This is a genomic window from Metapseudomonas resinovorans DSM 21078, from assembly GCF_000423545.1.
Taxonomy (GTDB): Bacteria; Pseudomonadota; Gammaproteobacteria; order Pseudomonadales; family Pseudomonadaceae; genus Metapseudomonas; species Metapseudomonas resinovorans.
Genome location: NZ_AUIE01000001.1, coordinates 376,392 through 394,425 on the forward strand (window position 1 = coordinate 376,392; position 18,034 = coordinate 394,425).

17 protein-coding genes are annotated in these 18,034 nt (G+C 63.8%); 7 read left to right on the plus strand and 10 right to left on the minus strand.

Annotated features, from left to right (window positions below; genetic code table 11):
• Window positions 1–309 precede the first annotated feature (309 nt).
• Window positions 310–972, plus strand: a complete 663-nt coding sequence (locus tag G559_RS0101715; protein ID WP_028626588.1) for a hypothetical protein — start codon at window positions 310–312, stop codon at window positions 970–972.
• 44 nt (window positions 973–1,016) lie between these two features.
• Here the strand turns inward: G559_RS0101715 and G559_RS0101720 are convergent, their stop codons facing one another.
• Together G559_RS0101720 and G559_RS0101725 are read right to left on the minus strand one after the other, a co-directional pair.
• Window positions 1,017–2,015, minus strand: a complete 999-nt coding sequence (locus tag G559_RS0101720; protein WP_028626589.1) for a sulfate ABC transporter substrate-binding protein — start codon at window positions 2,013–2,015, stop codon at window positions 1,017–1,019.
• A gap of 154 nt (window positions 2,016–2,169) precedes the next feature.
• On the minus strand, window positions 2,170–4,350 hold the full coding sequence (locus G559_RS0101725; protein WP_028626590.1) for a patatin-like phospholipase family protein: 2,181 nt from the start codon (window positions 4,348–4,350) through the stop codon (window positions 2,170–2,172).
• A 72-nt stretch (window positions 4,351–4,422) separates the two neighbouring features.
• On the opposite strand from G559_RS0101725, the gene G559_RS0101730 reads away from it, so the two are divergent.
• Together G559_RS0101730 and G559_RS0101735 are read left to right on the plus strand one after the other, a co-directional pair.
• Window positions 4,423–4,707: a SelT/SelW/SelH family protein gene (locus G559_RS0101730; RefSeq protein WP_028626591.1), complete on the plus strand. Its 285-nt coding sequence runs from the start codon at window positions 4,423–4,425 to the stop codon at window positions 4,705–4,707.
• A 155-nt stretch (window positions 4,708–4,862) separates the two neighbouring features.
• Window positions 4,863–5,093 carry a hypothetical protein gene (locus tag G559_RS0101735; protein WP_028626592.1) on the plus strand — a complete coding sequence of 77 codons (231 nt, stop codon included), beginning with the start codon at window positions 4,863–4,865 and terminating at the stop codon, window positions 5,091–5,093.
• Between the two features lie 75 nt (window positions 5,094–5,168).
• Here G559_RS0101735 and G559_RS0101740 read toward each other — a convergent pair whose 3' ends face one another.
• The 3 genes from G559_RS0101740 to G559_RS0101750 form a co-directional block, all read right to left on the minus strand.
• Window positions 5,169–6,053, minus strand: a complete 885-nt coding sequence (locus G559_RS0101740; RefSeq protein WP_028626593.1) for a DMT family transporter — start codon at window positions 6,051–6,053, stop codon at window positions 5,169–5,171.
• Window positions 6,050–6,385, minus strand: a complete 336-nt coding sequence (locus G559_RS0101745) for a tRNA-binding protein (RefSeq protein WP_028626594.1) — start codon at window positions 6,383–6,385, stop codon at window positions 6,050–6,052. Before G559_RS0101745 ends, G559_RS0101740 begins: the two co-directional genes overlap by 4 nt.
• Before the next feature lie 83 nt (window positions 6,386–6,468).
• Window positions 6,469–7,221 (minus strand): AraC family transcriptional regulator, encoded by a 753-nt coding sequence (locus tag G559_RS0101750; RefSeq protein ID WP_028626595.1) that lies wholly within the window; start codon window positions 7,219–7,221, stop codon window positions 6,469–6,471.
• 134 nt (window positions 7,222–7,355) lie between these two features.
• On the opposite strand from G559_RS0101750, the gene G559_RS0101755 reads away from it, so the two are divergent.
• Both G559_RS0101755 and G559_RS0101760 read left to right on the plus strand, forming a co-directional pair.
• Entirely contained in the window at window positions 7,356–8,189 is an 834-nt protein-coding gene (locus G559_RS0101755) for a UDP-2,3-diacylglucosamine diphosphatase (protein ID WP_028626596.1), read from the plus strand.
• Window positions 8,186–9,223: a glycosyltransferase family 4 protein gene (locus tag G559_RS0101760; RefSeq protein ID WP_028626597.1), complete on the plus strand. Its 1,038-nt coding sequence runs from the start codon at window positions 8,186–8,188 to the stop codon at window positions 9,221–9,223. The genes G559_RS0101755 and G559_RS0101760 overlap by 4 nt, the downstream gene beginning before the upstream one ends.
• A 586-nt stretch (window positions 9,224–9,809) precedes the next feature.
• On the opposite strand, the gene G559_RS0101765 is transcribed toward G559_RS0101760, so the two are convergent.
• On the minus strand, window positions 9,810–11,183 hold the full coding sequence (locus G559_RS0101765) for an adenylate/guanylate cyclase domain-containing protein (protein WP_028626598.1): 1,374 nt from the start codon (window positions 11,181–11,183) through the stop codon (window positions 9,810–9,812).
• A gap of 153 nt (window positions 11,184–11,336) precedes the next feature.
• A complete protein-coding gene (locus G559_RS0101770) occupies window positions 11,337–11,654 on the minus strand; it encodes an Mpo1-like protein (RefSeq protein ID WP_028626599.1) in 318 nt (105 codons plus the stop codon).
• Between the two features lie 143 nt (window positions 11,655–11,797).
• Here G559_RS0101770 and G559_RS0101775 point away from each other — a divergent pair, with 143 nt between their 5' ends.
• Window positions 11,798–12,802, plus strand: coding sequence for an AraC family transcriptional regulator (locus G559_RS0101775; protein ID WP_028626600.1), 1,005 nt, complete (start codon window positions 11,798–11,800; stop codon window positions 12,800–12,802).
• A gap of 39 nt (window positions 12,803–12,841) precedes the next feature.
• Here G559_RS0101775 and G559_RS0101780 read toward each other — a convergent pair whose 3' ends face one another.
• A complete protein-coding gene (locus G559_RS0101780; protein WP_028626601.1) occupies window positions 12,842–14,296 on the minus strand; it encodes a TrkH family potassium uptake protein in 1,455 nt (484 codons plus the stop codon).
• Window positions 14,297–14,393: 97 nt separating this feature from the next.
• A complete protein-coding gene (locus G559_RS0101785; protein WP_028626602.1) occupies window positions 14,394–15,848 on the minus strand; it encodes a TrkH family potassium uptake protein in 1,455 nt (484 codons plus the stop codon).
• A 262-nt stretch (window positions 15,849–16,110) separates the two neighbouring features.
• Here G559_RS0101785 and G559_RS0101790 point away from each other — a divergent pair, with 262 nt between their 5' ends.
• Entirely contained in the window at window positions 16,111–16,668 is a 558-nt protein-coding gene (locus G559_RS0101790) for a nitroreductase family protein (RefSeq protein WP_028626603.1), read from the plus strand.
• Here G559_RS0101790 and G559_RS0101795 read toward each other — a convergent pair whose 3' ends face one another.
• Entirely contained in the window at window positions 16,669–17,994 is a 1,326-nt protein-coding gene (locus tag G559_RS0101795; protein WP_028626604.1) for a sensor histidine kinase, read from the minus strand.
• Window positions 17,995–18,034 lie beyond the last annotated feature (40 nt).

The following is an 18,034-nucleotide window of genomic DNA, read 5'->3' on the forward strand; positions in this document are numbered from 1 at the left end:
CGGCTGGGACGAGATATTCGGCTTGGCGTAGAGAAGAAAGAAGGAGCCTGCGGGCTCCTTTCTCAATTCTGATTCAAATTCCCATTCGTCGGCGAACCCCTGGATTCGGACTTGCGGCAGTCGGAAATGCCTCCAATTGAAATATCTTGCCGGCATTCTGCGTGACGTCAACCATTTGGCGTCAAGGCGGTGTGTGGTGGCCACGGGACTTTTCGTTTCCGCTATCGGGATCGGTCCGGGGGAGTGGCGATCGCCTTGAGCAGATGGCAATTTCGAACGGCCAACCGACAGCTCTGAACGAGACCAATCGTGGAACTATTTCATCTGATCAATTCACTTCTGGAGCAGGACACGACCAAGGAACTGGTTCGACTCGCCATCATCTACGCGCATCTGATTGCATGTTGCGTCGCCATTGGCCTGGTGCTGACCAGCGATCTCGCCATGATTCGGCAATTGCTTCGCGGCTCGGACGCCACCGAAGCTGATCGGCATCATCTGGAAGGGCTCAAGCACACTGTGTTGCTCGCCCTGCAAGCGCTTTGGGTGACCGGTATTCTGATCGTGGTGCTGGATGTTGCCGCCAAGGGCGCAATCTATCTGTTGAATCCGAAGTTGCAGGCCAAGGTTCTGATCGTTTCGCTTCTGACCCTCAACGGCGTACTTCTGCACCGGACGATCATGCCTGCCCTGGCCAAGGCTGGGACGCTGCTCCGGATGGAACCGAGCATGCGCAGCCTCGCGATTTTCGCCGGCACCGTGTCGGCCGTTTCCTGGTTCTATGCCGCGATGCTGGGTGTTGGGCGGCCGCTGGCGTGGAAGTACAGCGTGGTCGAGTTGATGGTGGCCTATCCGCTGCTGATTTTGGGCGGGTACTTCGCAATGAGCCTGCTGGTAGGGTGGGCCAGCCAGCGGCGTCATCGGATTGTTTCGAGGGTGGCCAAGAGGGATGCCGGCCAGGCGGTATCCTGACCCAGGAAAAGAGCGGCAAGGCCGCTCTTTTTCATTCCGGGGCCTTACTGGCCACTGTAGATCTGATCGAATACACCGCCGTCGTTGAAGTGGGTTTTCTGCACTTCACGCCAGTCACCGAAGGTCTTTTCCACCGAGAGGAATTCCACTTTTGGGAAGCGGTCGGCGAACTGGGCGAGGATTTCCGGATTGCGCGGCCGCAGGTAGTTGTTGGCGGCTATGGTCTGGCCCTCGTCGCTCCACAGGTACTTGAGGTAGGCCTCGGCGGCGGCACGGGTGCCCTTCTTGTCCACCACCTTGTCGACCACGGCTACCGGCGGCTCGGCCTCGGCGGAAACGCTGGGGTAGACCACCTCGAAACCGCCACGGCCGAACTCGCGGGCGATCATCTCGGCTTCGTTCTCGAAGGTCACCAACACGTCGCCGATCTGGTTCTGGATGAAGGTAGTGGTAGCGGCGCGGCCACCGGTATCCAGCACCGGGGCCTGCTTGAACAGCTTGCCGACGAACGCCTTGGCCTTGTTCTCGTCACCACCGTTCTTCAGTACGTAGCCCCAGGCGGAGAGATAGGTGTAGCGACCATTACCGGAGGTCTTGGGGTTCGGTACCACTACCTGCACGCCATCCTTGAGCAGGTCAGGCCAGTCCTTCAAGCCCTTGGGGTTGCCCTTGCGCACGATGAACACCGTGGCAGAGGTGAAAGGTGCGCTGTGGTTCGGCAGGCGGGTTGCCCAGTCCTGCGGTACCAGGCCGCCGTTGTCGGCCAGGGCGTTGATGTCGGTCGCTTGGTTCATGGTGATGACATCGGCGGGCAGTCCGTCGATTACGGCACGGGCCTGCTTGCTGGAACCGCCATGGGACATCTGCAGGGTGATGTTCTCGCCGTTCTCCGCTTTCCAGTGCTTCTGGAAGGCAGCGTTGTAGTCCTTGTAGAAGTCGCGCATCACGTCGTAGGAGACGTTGAGCAGGGTGGGCGCAGCCTGGGCGGCGCTTGCCAGGGCGAGGCCAGCGGCAAGGAGAGAAGCGGAGAACAGTCGTTTCACAGGGCGTTCCTTCTGGGCAGTGGGAGCAGCCGACTATAGTGGACTGTCATATATTCGTTTAATACTAAAAACTAATTTATTTATTCCTGTTTGTTCGATCTCTTCGTTGTAGGTTGCGGTGGGCGCCAACCTACGGCTAACCACAGCGGGACGATCAGAAGACTCGGCCAAGGTTCAGGTAGAGCGCGCGCTCCGCCTCATCGTTCAGACCGTAGCTGAAGTCCAGTGGTCCCAGTGGCGTATCGAAGCTGATGAAGACGCTGCCGGCGTTGATGTAGCCGCTGTCGAAGCTGTCATCGTTGTTCCAGGCGCGGCCCCGTTCGAGGCTTGCGCCGAGGTAGACGGGAAAGTCCAGGGGCACGAAGGCTCGCGGGGTCACCCGACGGTAGTAGACCAGCCGCGCCAGGCTGATGTTCTGGCCGGCAACGGAGTCCTGGCGGAAGCCCGAAAGCTGGCGTGCACCGCCGATCACAAAGGCCGAGGTCACTGCGTCGGCGGCGTCCAGGGTACGGCCGTAGCGGCCGCCGAGGACAACGGTATCCGGTCCTGAACTCAGCGCCTTGTCCAGGCCGAACTGCCACTGTCGGTAGCGGTCATCGGAGGCGAGGCTCGGATCGTACTGGCGCAGGCTCAGGCCGATGTCCTCGCCTTCGTGGGGGTAATCCACGTTGTCCAGGGTGTCGAAGGAGTACTTCACCTCGTAGTAACCCTCGTTGAAGCTGAAGCTCGGCAAGGCGGGATCGCCGATTCTCACATCCGCCTCGCCCCATGCCTGGCCAATACCGAAGCGGATTTCGCCGTTGTTGGCGATCTGCCGTCCCAGGTTGAGACCGAATCCGAATCGCTCTACGCGGTACTCAGCCACCGGGTCGTCGTCGATGCTGGCTTCGATGTTCTGCGCCTCGCCGAACATGTAGGGGGCGATGAAGTAACGCGAGCCGGCATCCAGCGGCTGGTAGAACTCGCTGTAGAGTTCCTGGTGGTCACCCAGTTGCAGGCGGGTCAGCCATTCGGCGCCCAACTCGTTGATGCCGTTCTTGCGGTAGCTCGCGCCCAGGTTGAAGGCGCTGTCGCCGCGCAGGTCGTCCGACAGATTCAGGCCCAGGCGCAGGTAGTCGGTGCCGGCGCGCTTGCCGCGCGAGTTGATTACCAGGGCGTTGCCGTCCTTGCGCTTGACCACCCGGTATTGCACCTGCTCGAAGTAATCCAGCCCGTAGAGGGTGCTCATGTCGCTCTGCAGGCGATCCAGGTCCAGCGGCTGGCCCAGGGGCTGGCGGATGTAGTGGCGGATTACCGCATCGCTGATCTTCGAGTCGTTCTCGATGAGGATGCTGCGAATCACCGGCGTGCGCTCGCTGGGCAGTCGCGCGCTGTCCAGCGCCAGGTCGTGGCTGCTGGCCAGCGGTCGCAGCTCAGCCAGGCGGCTGGCGAGGATCTGGGTGGCGCGGTAGCCGGCATCGATCATGTCGCGGGCGCGGCCGAAGTCAGTAGCGCCGTAACCAGCCAGGGACGGCTGGACCAGCACGTCGCTGGGCTTGAGTGTGGCCAGTTGGGCTTCGGAGTTGGTTCGCGTCATCAGGGTGACGGACTGGTTGAGCACGTCCACCACCGTGGCCAGTTCCTTGCGTGAGCGCAGCGGCGTGCCGATGTCGACCACTATCACCCGGTCGACGCCCATCTCGCGTGCGACGTCGACGGGGATGTTGTCCACCATGCCACCGTCTACCAGCAGCCGACCGTTGACCTCCACCGGGGCGAATACCGCCGGAATCGACATGCTCGCGCGGATCGCCTGGGGCAGGTGGCCACGGCGGAACACCACCTTCTCCCCGGTGGCGATATCGGTGGCCACGGCCCGAAAGGGGATCGCGAGCTGGTCGAAGTCGCGGGTATCGCTGGTGTGCACCAGCAGGCTTTCCAGCAGCAGGGCGAGGTTCTGGCCCTGGATCACCCCCAGCGGCAGGCCGAGGCTGCCATCGTCGCGGAAGCTCAGGCGTTGCTTGACCAGGAAGTCGCGGTCGTCCTGCTTGCGGCGGAAAGGGATTTCCTGGCGCGGCGGGCTATCGGACAGGGCCTGCTGCCAGTCCAGGTGGAGGGCGATCTGTTCCAGCTCGTCCACCGTGTAACCCGCAGCATAGAGCCCGCCGATCACCGCCCCCATGCTGGTGCCGGCAATGGCATCGACCTTGATGCCCTGTTCCTCCAGTGCCTTGAGCACGCCGATATGGGCCAGCCCGCGGGCGGCGCCGCCGGACAGGACCAGGCCGATGCGCGGTTCGGGCTGGGCGAAGCCGAGGAGGGGCAGAAACAACAGGCAAAGCAGAAGGCAGCGCATAACGCATCCCTGGTCAGGCGGAGAGCTGAAGCCGGCTATTATAGGGCGCCCAGACCATTCACCGAGCTGACCATGCCATCGACCAAGCCAGAAATCGTCATTACCTATTGCACGCAGTGCCAGTGGCTGCTGCGTGCCGCCTGGCTTGCCCAGGAACTGCTCAGTACTTTCAGCGACGATCTCGGCAAGGTGAGCCTGGAACCGGGCACCGGAGGGGTTTTCCGCATCACCTGCAATGACGTGGAGATCTGGGAACGCAAGGCCGATGGCGGTTTTCCCGAGGCCAAGGTGCTCAAGCAGCGGGTACGCGACCAGATCGATCCAGCGCGGGACCTGGGCCACAACGACCGTTCCTGATCCAGCCCCGTTCGCCTCAGATCAACGGGCAGGCGCATATCGGGGCATAGCCTGACGGCATTTCCAACTTCTAGGAGGACGTCAGTCATGAGCATCCCGGCATCTTCAGCCTTGGCAGCGGCCGCGCCCAACCGTTCAACGAGGTGGCCCGGAGCATGGTAAACGCCCTGCGCGCCAGCGAAGACCTGCCGCCGCTGAGCCTCTCGGCCATGCGTGAGCAGGGCCTGCTGGAGTACAGCGAATTCCCCGACACCCTGCGCGGCAAGTACCAGTGCTTTACCCAGGCCGATATCAGTCGCCTGCGCCAGACCGGTTACCGCCAGCCCATGCTGGATGTGGAGCAGGAGGCGGGCGGCTGGTTGCCGGAAGCGGGCCAAGCCGCCTGAGCGTGCAGGGTAAGACGGGTTGAACTCGCGATTCCCTTCCGCTTCCTGGGCTCGCTGCGTGGCCCTCGGCGACTGCTACGAGGTGACGGGCGTCGGCTTGGCCTCCACCGTTACGCCTTTGCGTGCTGACAGGGCGATGGCGAAGATGATCAGCGCGCCGCCCGCCAGCATGCGCAGGCCGGGTTGCTCGTCGAACAGCCACCAGGCGAAGGCGATGCCGTAGACCGGCTCCAGGGCGAAGATCACCGCCGTGGTTCGCGCCTTCAGCACCTTCAGGCTGGCGACGAACAGGCTGTGGGCAAGGCCAGTGCAGAACACCCCGAGCAGGGCAATCCAGAACCAGTCCATGGGCTTGACCTCGTGCAGCAGCGGCCAACTGAAGGGCGCCAGGCAGAGCACGATAGTCAGGTTCTGGCAGAGCGCGGCCTTGACCGGGTCCAGCCCCTTGACACTGACACGGTTGAGCAGCGACAGCAGGGAAAACAGCAGGCCCGAGAGAATGGCCGAGAGCAGGCCCTGGGTGGCCGCGCTGCCCCAGTCGAAGCTGGGCGTCACCAGCACCAGACCGAAGCTCACAAGGCCGACGATGAGTATTTCCTGGGCGCGGATGCGCTCGCGAAACAGCAAGCCTTCCAGCAACAGGGTGAAGGCCGGGAAGCTGGCGAAACCCAGAGTTGCGATGGCGACGCCCGCCACCTGAACCGCGTGGAAGAAGGTGATCCAGTGGGCGCCCAGCAGTATTCCGCCCAGTGCCAGCATGCCCAGCTGGCGCACGCTCGGATTGGCGCTGCGGCTGCGGGTAATGAGCTGGGCGAAGAGCGCAAGGGCGATGACCGCGAACAAACCGCGACCGAAAGTGATGAGCATCGGTTCGGTATCGGCGAGCTTGCCGAAAATGCCCGAAAGCCCGAACAACAGGGCCCCCAGGTGGATGGCGAGCAGTGCATTGCGTTCCTTCATGCCAGGCGTGCCCCATTGGGCAGGGGCTTGTCGAAGCTGGCCAGCACCACCTTGTTCTCGTCGTCATGGACGCCAGTGACGAGGATTTCCGAACGGATGCCCGCGATGCGTTTGGGCGCGAAGTTGCAGACGCAGAGCACTTGGCGGCCGACCAACTCCTGGGCCTGATAGTGGGCGGTGATCTGGGCGCTGGAGGTCTTCACCCCGAGTTCGCCCAGGTCCACTTCCAGCACGTAGGCCGGTTTGATCGCCTTGGCATTGGGGGCGGCGGACAGGATGGTGCCGACGCGCAGTTCGACGCGCTCGAAGTCGTTCCATTCGATGGTGGACATGAGTTTCTCCCTGATAACGGTCGTACATAGCCTACTGACGACGATCGGCCTTGTCTGTCGTCAGGCTCGCGGCCTTTGTCGCGTTACTCGCGGTTTCTGCGCAGGACGCGCGGGGTGACGCCGAACTCGCGGGAGAGGGCGGCGGTGAAGGCGCTCTGGGAGCTGTAGCCGACCCGTGTGGCGACCTCACCCACGGCCAGTCGGCTTTCCAGCAGCAGCTGGCGCCCGAGGTGCAGACGCCGGGTGCGCACGTAGTCCATGGGCGTCTCCCCGGTTTCGACGAGGAAGCGCGCATGGAAGCGTGCCACCGAAAGGCCGCACAGGCGCGCCAGGTCGGCCACTTGCAAGGGGCGGGCGGCGTGTTGGTCGATGTGGGCGTCCACTGCCGCCAGGGGAAGGGCGCTATTGCCTTCCACCGGAATGCCGGGCGCGGCCAGGCTTGCCAGCAATAGCCCGACGGATTGTCCGGCGATCACCTCATCGGTCAATGGGCTGGCGGCTATCCAGCTCACCAGTTGGCTCTGCGCCGGGTTCAGGTGCAGCGCGCCTGGGCGTTCCAGCAGGCGTTGCCCGGCGTCGAAGTGCCTGCCCAGCGTGTGGCGCAGCCAGTCGTGGTCGGGCACGTCCACCACCAGGCACAGACTGCCCCCCGGGCTGCCGCAGGCATGCCGGGCTTCGGGCGGCACAACCGCAAGGGTCTGGCGTTCCACCCGCGCGCCCCGGCCATCGACTTCGAAGTCCAGGCTGCCGGTCAGGCCGAACACCAGCTGGGCGTGGCTGTGGCTATGGACCAGCAGGTCGTGGTTGTACTGGCGCAGGGACAGGATCGAATGCATGGCGGTCACCTTGGGGCAGGCGGCCATTCTACTCCCTGTTGCATGGCACGCGCTGTCACAGGCCTGCAACCTCATGTTCATGCTCGATTCACCGCAAGGGCCCACCATCGGCGAAACCCCGCCGGAGGTCGCCCATGAGCAGCGTCGAACGCCTGGAACCCGTCATCAAGACCAAGCCCCGCAAGCAGCGCGTGCGCACCTTGTGGATTTCCGACGTCCACCTGGGCACTCGCGACTGCCAGGCCGAGCATCTGGCGCGCTTCCTCAAGCAGTATCACGCGGACCGTATCTACCTGGTCGGGGATATCATCGACGGCTGGAAATTGCGGGGCGGTATCTACTGGCCCCAGGCGCATACCAACGTGATCCGCCGCCTGCTGACCATGAGCAAGCGCGGCACCGAGGTGATCTACGTCACCGGCAACCACGACGAATTCCTGCGCCGCTACTCGGCGCTGATGCTGGGCAATATCCAGTTGGTGGACGAGGCCGTGCACGAGACTGCCGATGGCCGTCGCATGCTGGTCATCCACGGCGATCAGTTCGACGTGATCACGCGCTACCACAAGTGGCTGGCCTTCCTTGGCGACTCGGCCTACGAATTCACCCTGACCCTCAACCGCTGGCTCAACCACTGGCGGGAGCGCTGGGGCTACGGCTACTGGTCGTTGTCGGCGTACCTCAAGCACAAGGTGAAGTCCGCGGTGAATTTCATCAGCGACTTCGAGGAAGCCATCGCCCACGAGTGCGTGAAGCGCGGCCTGGATGGCGTGGTCTGCGGCCACATCCACCACGCGGAAATCCGCAAGGTGGGGGGTGTGGACTACCTCAATTGCGGCGACTGGGTCGAGTCCTGCACGGCGCTCATCGAGCACTGGGACGGCAGCATCGAGCTCTATCGCCTGGCTGACGCCCAGGCACGGGAGCTGGAAGCCCGCGCCGTGGAGCTGGTCGAGCCAGCGGCATGAGGATACTGATTGTCAGCGATGCCTGGCTGCCCCAAGTGAATGGTGTGGTCACCAGCCTGCACGCGCTGGTGACCGAACTGGAAGATCTCGGCCACCAGGTGCTGCTGCTCTCACCTCAGTCCTTCCGCTGCCGGCCGTGCCCGAGCTACCCGGAAATCCCCCTGGCCTGGGATCTCTGGCGTGTTGGGCCGATGATCGAAGCCTTCCAGCCCGACTGCGTCCACCTGGCCACCGAAGGTCCGCTTGGGTGGGCAGCGCGGCGTTGGCTGGTCAAACGCGGCCTGGCCTTCTCCAGCGCGATCCACACCCGTTTTCCCGAGTACGTCCATGGCCGCTGGCCTTGGGTTCCCCTGTCCTGGGGGTATGCCTTCCTGCGGCTGTTCCACCGCCCGAGCCGGGCGGTGCTGGTGAGCACCGAGCGTATGCGCGAGACCTTTGCCAGCCACGGCCTGACCCGGCTCAGTCTGTGGCGCAAGGGCGTGGACACGGCGTTGTTCCGTCCGCTGGTGCTGCCCAGTTCGGAACAGCCGGTATTCCTCTACGTCGGCCGTCTGGCCACGGAGAAGAACCTGCAAGCCTTCCTCGACCTCGAACTGCCGGGGGAAATGTGGGTGGTGGGCGATGGACCATTGCGAGATGAACTGGTGGCGCGCTATCCCGATGCGCGCTTCTTCGGCTATCGGCAGGGCGAGGAACTGGCGCGCTTCTATGCCCAGGCCAGTGTGTTGGTATTCCCGTCGCTGACGGATACCTATGGCCTGGTGATGCTCGAAGCCCTGGCGTGCGGCACGCCGGTGGCAGCCTTTCCCGTGGCGGGTCCGCTGGATGTGCTGGAGCCGGGCGTTACCGGTTGCCTGGATGAAGACCTGCAGCGTGCCTGCCTGACGGCGCTGGAGCTGGATCGGGAACGCTGTGCGGAGCGGGCGGGGTGGCTGTCTTGGCGGTCTTCGGCGCTGGAGTTCCTCGCCCGGCAGCCGTTGCTGGATGGGCAGCCCTGCGTCGAACCACCCCTGAACGCTGTTCCTGAACTGTAGGGGCGAATTCACTGGCTATGTCTGCGTTAGCTGTTGCAACGTTGAAGACAGCCCTCTAGCCCGAAACCTCCAGGCCTCCGTGCCAATCCTCCCCCTCACCCCCGCCCCTCTCCCAGAGGGCGAGGGGTGACTCGCGCCGGCGAGGCACGAACCATCCTGAAGCCCACACGGGCCTGACACCGGGCAGACAAGGTGGGGCAGCGACTGCGCCCCTTCAGGAGGCCGAGTGGAATCGTTGTGCAGGGGGACGAGCGGCATGGATGCCGCGAGAGGCGTGTGGGGCCATGGATGGCCCCTCGCGCCGGGCCCCCGAAGCAACGATGGAGGGAGGGTAGTTTGGCGGAGCCAAACCCGGATGCAGGGGCAAGCCCTTTGGTTCCTTTCGGCGCTTGAGAAAGGGACTCGTCCGGGGGGACGAAACCAGAAACATCCGCAGAACTCGGCAAGCAGCTGGGCTCAGGACGTTCTAGCAACACTTAACGCAGACATAGCCAATTCATTCGCCAAGGACTGCGCAGCAGGCCCGTCGGGTTTCATCAGGGCAGGCCTTCGGCCTGCTTGGCGAATGAAGTGGCCGCTACAAGCGTCAGGGAATGATCTTGTCCCGCAGTTTCTCGGCAGCCTGTTGCAGGGCCTGGATGACCCTGGCCTTGTCGTAGTTCTGGATACCGTTGGTATCCAGGTACATGGAGAAACCGGGCAGCTCGTGCTCGACGTAGCTGGAGGCGGCGCCCAGATCGCGGCGGAAGTCCACGACCTGGTAGATCTGCACCGGTCGGGTGAAGCCCTTGACGTTTATCTGGCCCTTGTCGCGGCACATGATCACGTCTTTCACCAGCGAGTAGGTTTCGTGGGAGATCAGGATTTCGCCCGCATCCGAGGCGGTTTCCAGGCGGCTGGCCAGGTTCACTTCGCGACCGATGATGGTGTAGTCCATGCGGGTATCGGCGCCGAAGTTACCCACGGTGCAATAGCCGGTGTTGATGCCCATGCGGATTTCCAGCGGCTTGGTGATGCCCTGTGCGCGCCACTGCTGGCGCAGCACCTTCATGTGCTTGCGCATGGCGACGGCCATGGACACGGCTGCCACCGCGTCCTTCTTGGCGCCCTGGGTGCTGGGGTCGCCGAAGAACACCATGACGCTGTCGCCGACGAACTTGTCGATGGTGCCGCCGTACTTGAGCGCGATCTTCGACATGTCGTTGAGGTAGTTGTTGAGCAGGTCCGTCAGGGCCTCGGCTTCCAGCTCTTCGGACAGCTCAGTGAAGCCCTTGATGTCGGAGAAGAACACGCTGAGCTTCTTGCGCTGGGTTTCCAGTCGCACGGTTTTCTTGCCGCTGAAGATCATTTCCCAGACCTGGGGCGACAGATATTTGGCGAGGTTGCGTGCCAGGCGCGCGGCCTTTTCCTGTTCGCGCTTGATCTCGCTGCGGGCCTGGGCCAGGCGCAAGCCTTGCTGGTGTACGAAGAAGGCGATGATGCAGATGTAAAGGGTGGTAAAGAGCACGCTGACCAGGGCCACCAGGGCTGGGGTACCCCCCTTGAACTCCGGCTGCAGCGCGAGGCCGACAGCGGCCATGCTGACGAGCGATCCGCCCAGCACCAGGGTCATCTGGCGCAGGCCGCCGAGGATCATGGCGCTGAAGCAGAGGGTCAGCACGATCATCAGCGCCGGAACCACCGAGAAGCCCAGCAGGGCAACGGCGGCGCCGGAATGGAATGTGTCGACGCCGAGCAGAATGCGGTCGGTGCGCTCCCCTGGGAAACGCAGGCTCAGATGGTGGGCCAGGTGAGGGTAGAGCAGGGCGTAGGGAACCATCCAGAGGATGTCAAAGCTGAAATGCTGGACGTAGGTGCCGGCGGCGATGCTGGCGGCGATGGCCATATAGGCCAGCACACGTGAGTAGTACTCACGCAGCATTGGCGTTGCGGTGGAGGGGTCGAGCATGGCGGGCTTCATGGCTTGGGTCTGTCCCTGGTGCTTTCTTGACGCCGGGTTGCAGTGTTCGGGTAACGCTGCAAGTCCTGGGCCATGACTTTTGGCTGGTGCGGGATCATAACCAGGCGAGGGACCGGCGGCCAAGCTGACGCCGACCCCGTCAGACTCCGGGGCTCAGAAGCGGATGCGGCCGGTCAGGGCATCCTTGAGCATCACCCAGTCACCCATGAAGCTGTAGAACGGGTACTTGAAGGTGGCCGGTTTGTTCTTTTCGAAAACGAAATGGCCGACCCAGGCGAAGCCGTAACCGGCGAAGGGAATGGCCAGCAGCCAAAGCCACTGCTGGGTGACCAGCGCGTAACCGAGGATGCTCAGCACCAGCAGGCTGCCTACATAGTGGAGGCGGCGACAGGTGTCGTTGCTGTGCTCCTGCAGGTAGTAAGGGTAAAACTCGGCGAAGCTTTGAAAGCGGTGTACTGACTCAGTGGGCATGACGGCGGCTCCAGGTTCTTGTTGTCTGGAGCAGTGTAGGACGGGTGTCTTCGTGGGCCAGTGACAATGAGCGCCACTTTAGTATCCTTGCCGGCACGCCGCCCTGCGGGTGGCTGTCTTGAACTTCAGAACAAGAAGGCGCCATGAGCGAACGCACGACTTCTTCGAGTTGGGCCCTGGGGATAGTCCAGGCCCTGGAAATGGGTGGAGTGGACTGCCTCAATCTGTTTCCCGAACTCGGTCTCGATTACCAGGCCCTGAACGATCCCGACGCCCGTTTCCCTCAGGACGGCATGACCCGTCTCTGGCTCCGGGCTGTCGAGCTGTCCGGCAATCCGGCCATTGGCCTGAATATGGCCAAGGTGGTTCGTCCGGCTTCCTTCCATGTTGTGGGCTATGCGCTGATGTCCAGCCGCACCCTCAAGGAGGGCTTTACCCGGTTGGTGCGCTACCAGCGGATCATTGCCGAAGGCGCCGACCTCAGCTTCTGCGCGACGCGCGAAGGCTATGAGCTGCGCTTGTCGATCCATGGTGACCGCCTACCGCCGGCCCGGCAGAGTGCGGAGGCTTCCATGGCTTATTGCCTGGCATTCTGCCGCTGGATGACCGGCCGGCCGATCAACCCGCTGGAGATCCGCTTCCAGGGACCGGCACCGGCGGACCTGGAGCCCTACCGCCAGGTGTTCCAGGCGCCGCTGCGCTTTAATACCGAGCACTGCGCCCTGTTGTTCAGCCGTGGCGATATGGAAACCCCGCTGCCCACCGCCAACGAATCCCTGGCGCAGTTGCACGACCGCTTCGCCGGCGACTACCTGGCGCGCTTCTCCGGCACCCGTGTCACGCACCAGGTGCGCCAGGTGCTCTGCCGTCTATTGCCGCAGGGCGAACCCAAGCGTGAAGTGGTGGCCAGCCTGATGCACCTGTCCCAGCGCACCCTGCAGCGGCGTTTGCAGGAAGAAGGGGTGAGCTTCCAGCAACTGCTGGACGATACGCGTCGTGAGCTGGCGGAGCAGTATCTGGCGCAACCGAACCTGACGCTGCTGGAGATCGCCTACCTGCTGGGGTTCGCCGATCCGAGCAACTTCTTCCGCGCCTTCCGTCGCTGGTTCGACAGCACTCCGGGAGAGTTCCGCGCGCGCCTGGAATGACGTCCGGGTGGGCTTCAGCCCACCGCTGTCGCTGAATGATCAGTGCCGCCAGAAGTAAGGCGTCAGCAGCACCAGTACGGTGAGGATTTCCAGGCGACCCAGCAGCATGCCCAGGGTCAGCAGCCACTTGGCGCCATCCGGCAGGCTCGAGAAGTTGCCTGCCGGGCCGATGATTTCGCCCAGGCCTGGCCCCACGCCCGATACGGTGGCGGCGGCGCCCGTGAGCGAGGTGATCCAGTCCAGCCCCATCAGCGACAGGCCCAGGGCGATGCCGCAGATGATGATGGTGAAGAAGAACGAGAAGGTCAGGATCGAGCGGACGATGTCTTCATCGAGGCGGTGGCCGTTGTAGGTCTGCTTGATCACCGCGCGCGGGTGCACCAGTTGGGTCAGGTTGGCCTTGAGCAGGATGTAGGCCACCTGGAAGCGGAAAATCTTTATACCGCCCGCGGTGGAACCCGAGCAGCCACCGATGAAGCCCAGGTAGAAGAACAGCATCAGCGAGAAGTTGCCCCACAGGCTGTAGTCGCCCAGTGCGAAACCGGTGGTGGTCAGGATGGACGTCGTGTTCACCGCCACATGGCGCAGCGCGTCCAGCCAATGCAGTTCGGTGGTCAGCCAGTACCAGGTACCCAGCACCAACCAGATGACCAACAGCAGGCCGATGAAACCTTGTACTTGCTCATCCCTGATCAGCGCCTTGCGATTGCCGCGCAGCACGGACACATAAAGCATGAAGGGCAGGCTGCCGAGGATCATCACCACCACCGCCACCCAGTGCACTGCCGGTTGTTGCCACTTGGCCAGGGACTGGTCGGAGGTGGAGAAACCACCGGTGGCAATGGCCGACATGGCATGGTTGATCGCGTCGAACGACCCCATGCCCGCTGCCCAGAACGCCAGGCTACCCAGCAGGGTGAAGCCGACATAGATGGCGACGATGTACTTGGCCACCATGTGCGAGCGCGGCATGACCTTGTCTGAGCGGTCGGAAGATTCGGTCTGGAACAGGCGCATGCCACCGATACGCAGAAGCGGCAGGATCGCCACTGCCATGCCGATGAAGCCGATGCCGCCGAGCCAGTGCAGCAGCGAACGCCAGATGAGGATGCCCGGGGACATGCTGTCCAGGCCGCTCAGCACCGTGGCACCGGTGGCGGTGATGCCGGACATGCTCTCGAACCAGGCGTCGGTGAAGCTGATGTGCTGGGTGAGCAGGAAGGGCAGCGCGGCGAAGGCGCCGACGATGATCCAGCTCGACACCGTCAGCAGGTACATGTCCCGGGGGCGCAGGTGGACTTGCTCGGGGCGACCTGGAATGACCAGCGACAGGCCGGCGATGAAGGTCATCAGGCTCGACCAGACGAAGGCATTGATGTCTTCGGTGCGCTCGTAGACCACCAGGGTCAGCACGGGAATGGCCATGCTGACCGCGAGGGTGATCAGGAAGATACCGTTGAGAAAGCCGATGATGCGAAGGGTCGGCAGGGCCATGGGGTCCGCTTCTGGCTGGAGGGCGAAACGCGCAATTCTAACCGGGCTCGGCGCCCTGTAAACCCGGCGCCCGTTGGACTATAGCCTGCGCCGACCCTCAGTGACGCCAGAACCCCGGCGTGAACAGCACCAGCACGGTGAGGATTTCCAGCCGGCCGAGCAGCATGCCGATGGTCAGCAGCCATTTGGCCGCATCGGGCAGGGTGGAGAAATTGCCCGCCGGCCCGATGATCGGGCCCAGCCCCGGGCCGACGTTGCACACGGCGGTGGCCGCGCCGGTGAGGGCAGTGACCCAGTCCAGGCCAACCAGGCAAAGCCCAAGGGCAATCACCGCGATGGTAGTGGTGAAGAAGAAGGAAAAGGTGATCAGCGAGCGGACGATGTCGTCGTCCAGGTTGTGGTTGTTGTACTGCTGCTTGATCACCGCGCGAGGGTGCACGAGTTGTTGCAGGTTGGCCTTGAGCAGTTGCCAGGCCACCTGGAAGCGGAAGATTTTCAGGCCGCCGGAGGTAGAGCCGGAGCAGCCACCGATGAAGGTCAGGTAGAAGAACAGCAGCACTGCGAAGCTGCCCCACAGGGTGTAGTCGCCCAGTGCGAAGCCCGTGGTGGTGACCACCGAGGTGATGTTCACGGCGACGATGCGCACGGCGTCGAGCCAGCTGTTGTCGGAGTGCGCCCAGAGCCAGGTGCCAACAAGCAGCCATGACACCACCAGGAACCCAATGAAACCATGCACCTGATGGTCGCGTAGCAGTGCCTTCCGATTTCCGCGCAGTGTCGCGACGAACAGGGTGAAGGGCAGGCTGCCGAGGATCATCACGGCGACGGCTACCCAGTGCACCGCGGGTTGCTTCCAGTTCGCCAGGGATGAATCCGATGTGGAGAAGCCGCCGGTAGAAATCGCGGCCATGGAGTGGTTGACCGCATCGAATGGGGTCATGCCGGCCAGCCAGAACGCCAGGGTGCCGAGTAACGTCAGGCCCAGGTAGGTCAGCACGATGAACTTGGCCACCATGTGCGAGCGCGGCATCACCTTCTCACCCCAGTCGGAGGATTCGGTCTGGAACAGGCGCATGCCGCCGACACGCAGTAGCGGCAGGATGGCCACGGCCATGCCGATGAAGCCGATGCCGCCCAGCCAGTGCAGCATCGAGCGCCAGATCAACAGCCCCGGTGAGGCCGTGTCCAAGCCGGTGAGCACGGTGGAACCGGTGGTGGTGATACCGGACATGGTTTCGAAAAAGGAGTCGGTGTAGCTGATGTGCTGGATCAGCACCATCGGCAGGGCAGCGAAGCAGCAGACGATGACCCAGCTCGCGGTGGTCAGCATGTACATGTCACGGGGGCGCAGGTGGCTGTTTTCGGGACGTCCCGGGCCTACCAGCGCGAGGCCGGCGACGAAGGTGATCAGGCTTGACCAGAGGAAGGCGAAGATGTCATCGGTGCGCTCGAACAGCAGCAGGGTCAGCATGGGGATGACCATGCTCACGGCCAGGGTAATCAGGAAGAGGCCGATGATGAAACCGATGGTGCGCAATGTCGACAGGGACATGGAGCCCTCTGGGGCAGTAATCGAGCGGGGCATTCTACTGGGCCTTCGAACTCCGCGAAATGCCCGGTTGGAGGGGCTCACGCGTTTCCGGCCAGGAAAAGGATAGGCATGTGCAGATGGCTCCGCTCCTACCTTCTACGATCCACTCCCATCATCTCCTCGTTGGATCGCTACCTTGCTCGCTGCGTTCTCTTTGCATGCTTGCGAGACTGAGTCGTGCTATCGGCTAGAATGCCGGCTCCCTGAATTCTGGAGGTGGCCGATGGAGGCTCTCGACGCTCTGCTCAACCGTGTATCCCTGGCTCGCTTGCACGAGCCGGCACCGGACGCCGCCCAGCGTGAGGTGCTGTTCCGTGCGGCCCTGCGCGCACCTGACCACGGTTACCTGCGCCCCTGGCGCTTCCTCACCATCGAGGGGGAGGGACGTGCGAAGCTCGGTGAGCTGTTCGTCTCTGCCGTGCTGGCCAAGGACCCGCAAGCGCCGGAGGCAGCCACCACCAAAGCACGCAACATGCCGCTGCGGGCGCCGCTGATGGTGGTCGTTGTCGCGACCCTGCAGGCGGGTCACAAGGTGCCCGAGGTGGAGCAATTGCTGTCGGCCGGTTGCGCTGCCCACGGAATGCTGCTGGCCGCACACGCCCTGGGGCTGGGGGCCATCTGGCGGACCGGCGATATGGCCTACGACCTCACCGTCGCCAACGGACTCGGTCTGGCGGAAAATGAGCGGGTAGTCGGCTTTCTCTACCTGGGCAGCGTCGAGGGCGAGCGCCGCGCCGCGCCGGAGCTGGCTCCGGCTGACTTCGTCCAGAACTGGGGTTGATCAGGCCTTCAGTGCAGCGGGTAGTTCCAGGGTGGCGATGAAGCCGCCCTCGGGATGATTGCCCAGGTGCAGGCTGCCACCGTGACGCTCCACGGCTCGGCGCGCAATGGCCAACCCCAGGCCATGCCCGGCACCAGATTGGTTCGGCGCACGGAAGAAGGGTTCGCCCAGCCGCGCCAGATGTTCGGCGGCTACACCGGGGCCGTGGTCGCGGACCCTGATCACCAAGGCGCCATCCTTTTCATTCACCGTCACTTCCACCGGCTGCCCCTGGGGATTGAAACGCAGGGCATTGCGCAGCAGGTTATCCAGCGCCCCCTCCAGCATGTCGGGCCAGCCTTCCAGTTGCGGTTCGCCGATGCAGTCGATGCGAACCTCCTGCTCCGGCGCCAGCAGCCGGGCGTCTTCCTTCAGTTTCTCCAGCAACGCTCTCAGGGCGATGGGGTGACGCGCGCCCGGCTCTGCGTCCAGGCGCGCGAGGGCGAGGATTTCGCTAATCAGCGCTTCCAGGCGATCGCATTCCTGACCCAGGCGCGGCCAGAGGGCTTCCCGCTGGTGGGGTTCGGCGCGCTCGGCCAGGGCCAGGGCGATACGCAAGCGGGCCAGGGGAGAGCGCAGCTCGTGAGAAACATCCCGCAGTAGCTGGCGCTGGCTGCCGATCAGCCCTTGCAGGCGCTGGCCCATGCGGTTGAAGTCGCCGGCCAGGACGCCCAACTCATCCCTTCGTCGCGCCAGGCGGGATAGGCTGTCCTGCTGGTAGGTGGTCTGGCCGAGGTCATGCACGGCCCGGCGCAACCGATCGAGGGGGCGGGTGATAGACAGTGTCAGGGCCAGGCTGAACAGGGTCAGCACCACCAGGGCAATGCCCAGGGCGCTGAAGGGCCAGAGCAGGCTGCCGCGGTGCCAGGCGTCCAGCTCCGGGTAGGGGATGCGGTAGATCAGCAGGTAGGACTCGCCGCTGACGGGGCTTGTGTACTCCTCGGTCAAGCGGCGCCACGGCAGGCGGCGCGGGTTCTTCTGGCGTGCTTCGAAGGCGGCGGCGCGAGGCGGAAAGGTGCCTTCGACCACGGGCTGGCCAGTGTCGTTGAGCATCTGCACGTCGACTCGCGCGCGATGGCGAAAGTGTTCCAGAAAGCGCTGGGTGTCCTGCGGGCCTTGGTCTTCGTAGCGTTGCACCAGGCGCTCGGCCAACCCCTGAAGAGTCGGGTGGTGGCTGAGAATCCAGGCATCCTGGTTCAGCGCGCGGCCCAGCAGGATGGACAGTCCAGCCACCAGGGCCAGGGCCAGCCAGAGGGTGGCCAGGATTCGCCAGAAGAGTGAACGCACGGTGTAGCTCCTGAACGGCAAAACCCATCAGGCCGGCTGG

Excerpts from the sequence above, each read along its gene's own strand:
- G559_RS0101725 (WP_028626590.1), bottom strand. The coding sequence starts at position 4,350 with ATGCGCTGCCTTCTGCTTTGCCTGTTGTTTCTGCCCCTCCTCGGCTTC.
- G559_RS0101730 (WP_028626591.1), top strand. The coding sequence starts at position 4,423 with ATGCCATCGACCAAGCCAGAAATCGTCATTACCTATTGCACGCAGTGC.
- G559_RS0101735 (WP_028626592.1), top strand. The coding sequence starts at position 4,863 with ATGGTAAACGCCCTGCGCGCCAGCGAAGACCTGCCGCCGCTGAGCCTC.
- G559_RS0101740 (WP_028626593.1), bottom strand. The coding sequence starts at position 6,053 with ATGAAGGAACGCAATGCACTGCTCGCCATCCACCTGGGGGCCCTGTTG.
- G559_RS0101745 (WP_028626594.1), bottom strand. The coding sequence starts at position 6,385 with ATGTCCACCATCGAATGGAACGACTTCGAGCGCGTCGAACTGCGCGTC.
- G559_RS0101750 (WP_028626595.1), bottom strand. The coding sequence starts at position 7,221 with ATGCATTCGATCCTGTCCCTGCGCCAGTACAACCACGACCTGCTGGTC.
- G559_RS0101755 (WP_028626596.1), top strand. The coding sequence starts at position 7,356 with ATGAGCAGCGTCGAACGCCTGGAACCCGTCATCAAGACCAAGCCCCGC.
- G559_RS0101760 (WP_028626597.1), top strand. The coding sequence starts at position 8,186 with ATGAGGATACTGATTGTCAGCGATGCCTGGCTGCCCCAAGTGAATGGT.
- G559_RS0101765 (WP_028626598.1), bottom strand. The coding sequence starts at position 11,183 with ATGAAGCCCGCCATGCTCGACCCCTCCACCGCAACGCCAATGCTGCGT.
- G559_RS0101770 (WP_028626599.1), bottom strand. The coding sequence starts at position 11,654 with ATGCCCACTGAGTCAGTACACCGCTTTCAAAGCTTCGCCGAGTTTTAC.
- G559_RS0101775 (WP_028626600.1), top strand. The coding sequence starts at position 11,798 with ATGAGCGAACGCACGACTTCTTCGAGTTGGGCCCTGGGGATAGTCCAG.
- G559_RS0101780 (WP_028626601.1), bottom strand. The coding sequence starts at position 14,296 with ATGGCCCTGCCGACCCTTCGCATCATCGGCTTTCTCAACGGTATCTTC.
- G559_RS0101785 (WP_028626602.1), bottom strand. The coding sequence starts at position 15,848 with ATGTCCCTGTCGACATTGCGCACCATCGGTTTCATCATCGGCCTCTTC.
- G559_RS0101790 (WP_028626603.1), top strand. The coding sequence starts at position 16,111 with ATGGAGGCTCTCGACGCTCTGCTCAACCGTGTATCCCTGGCTCGCTTG.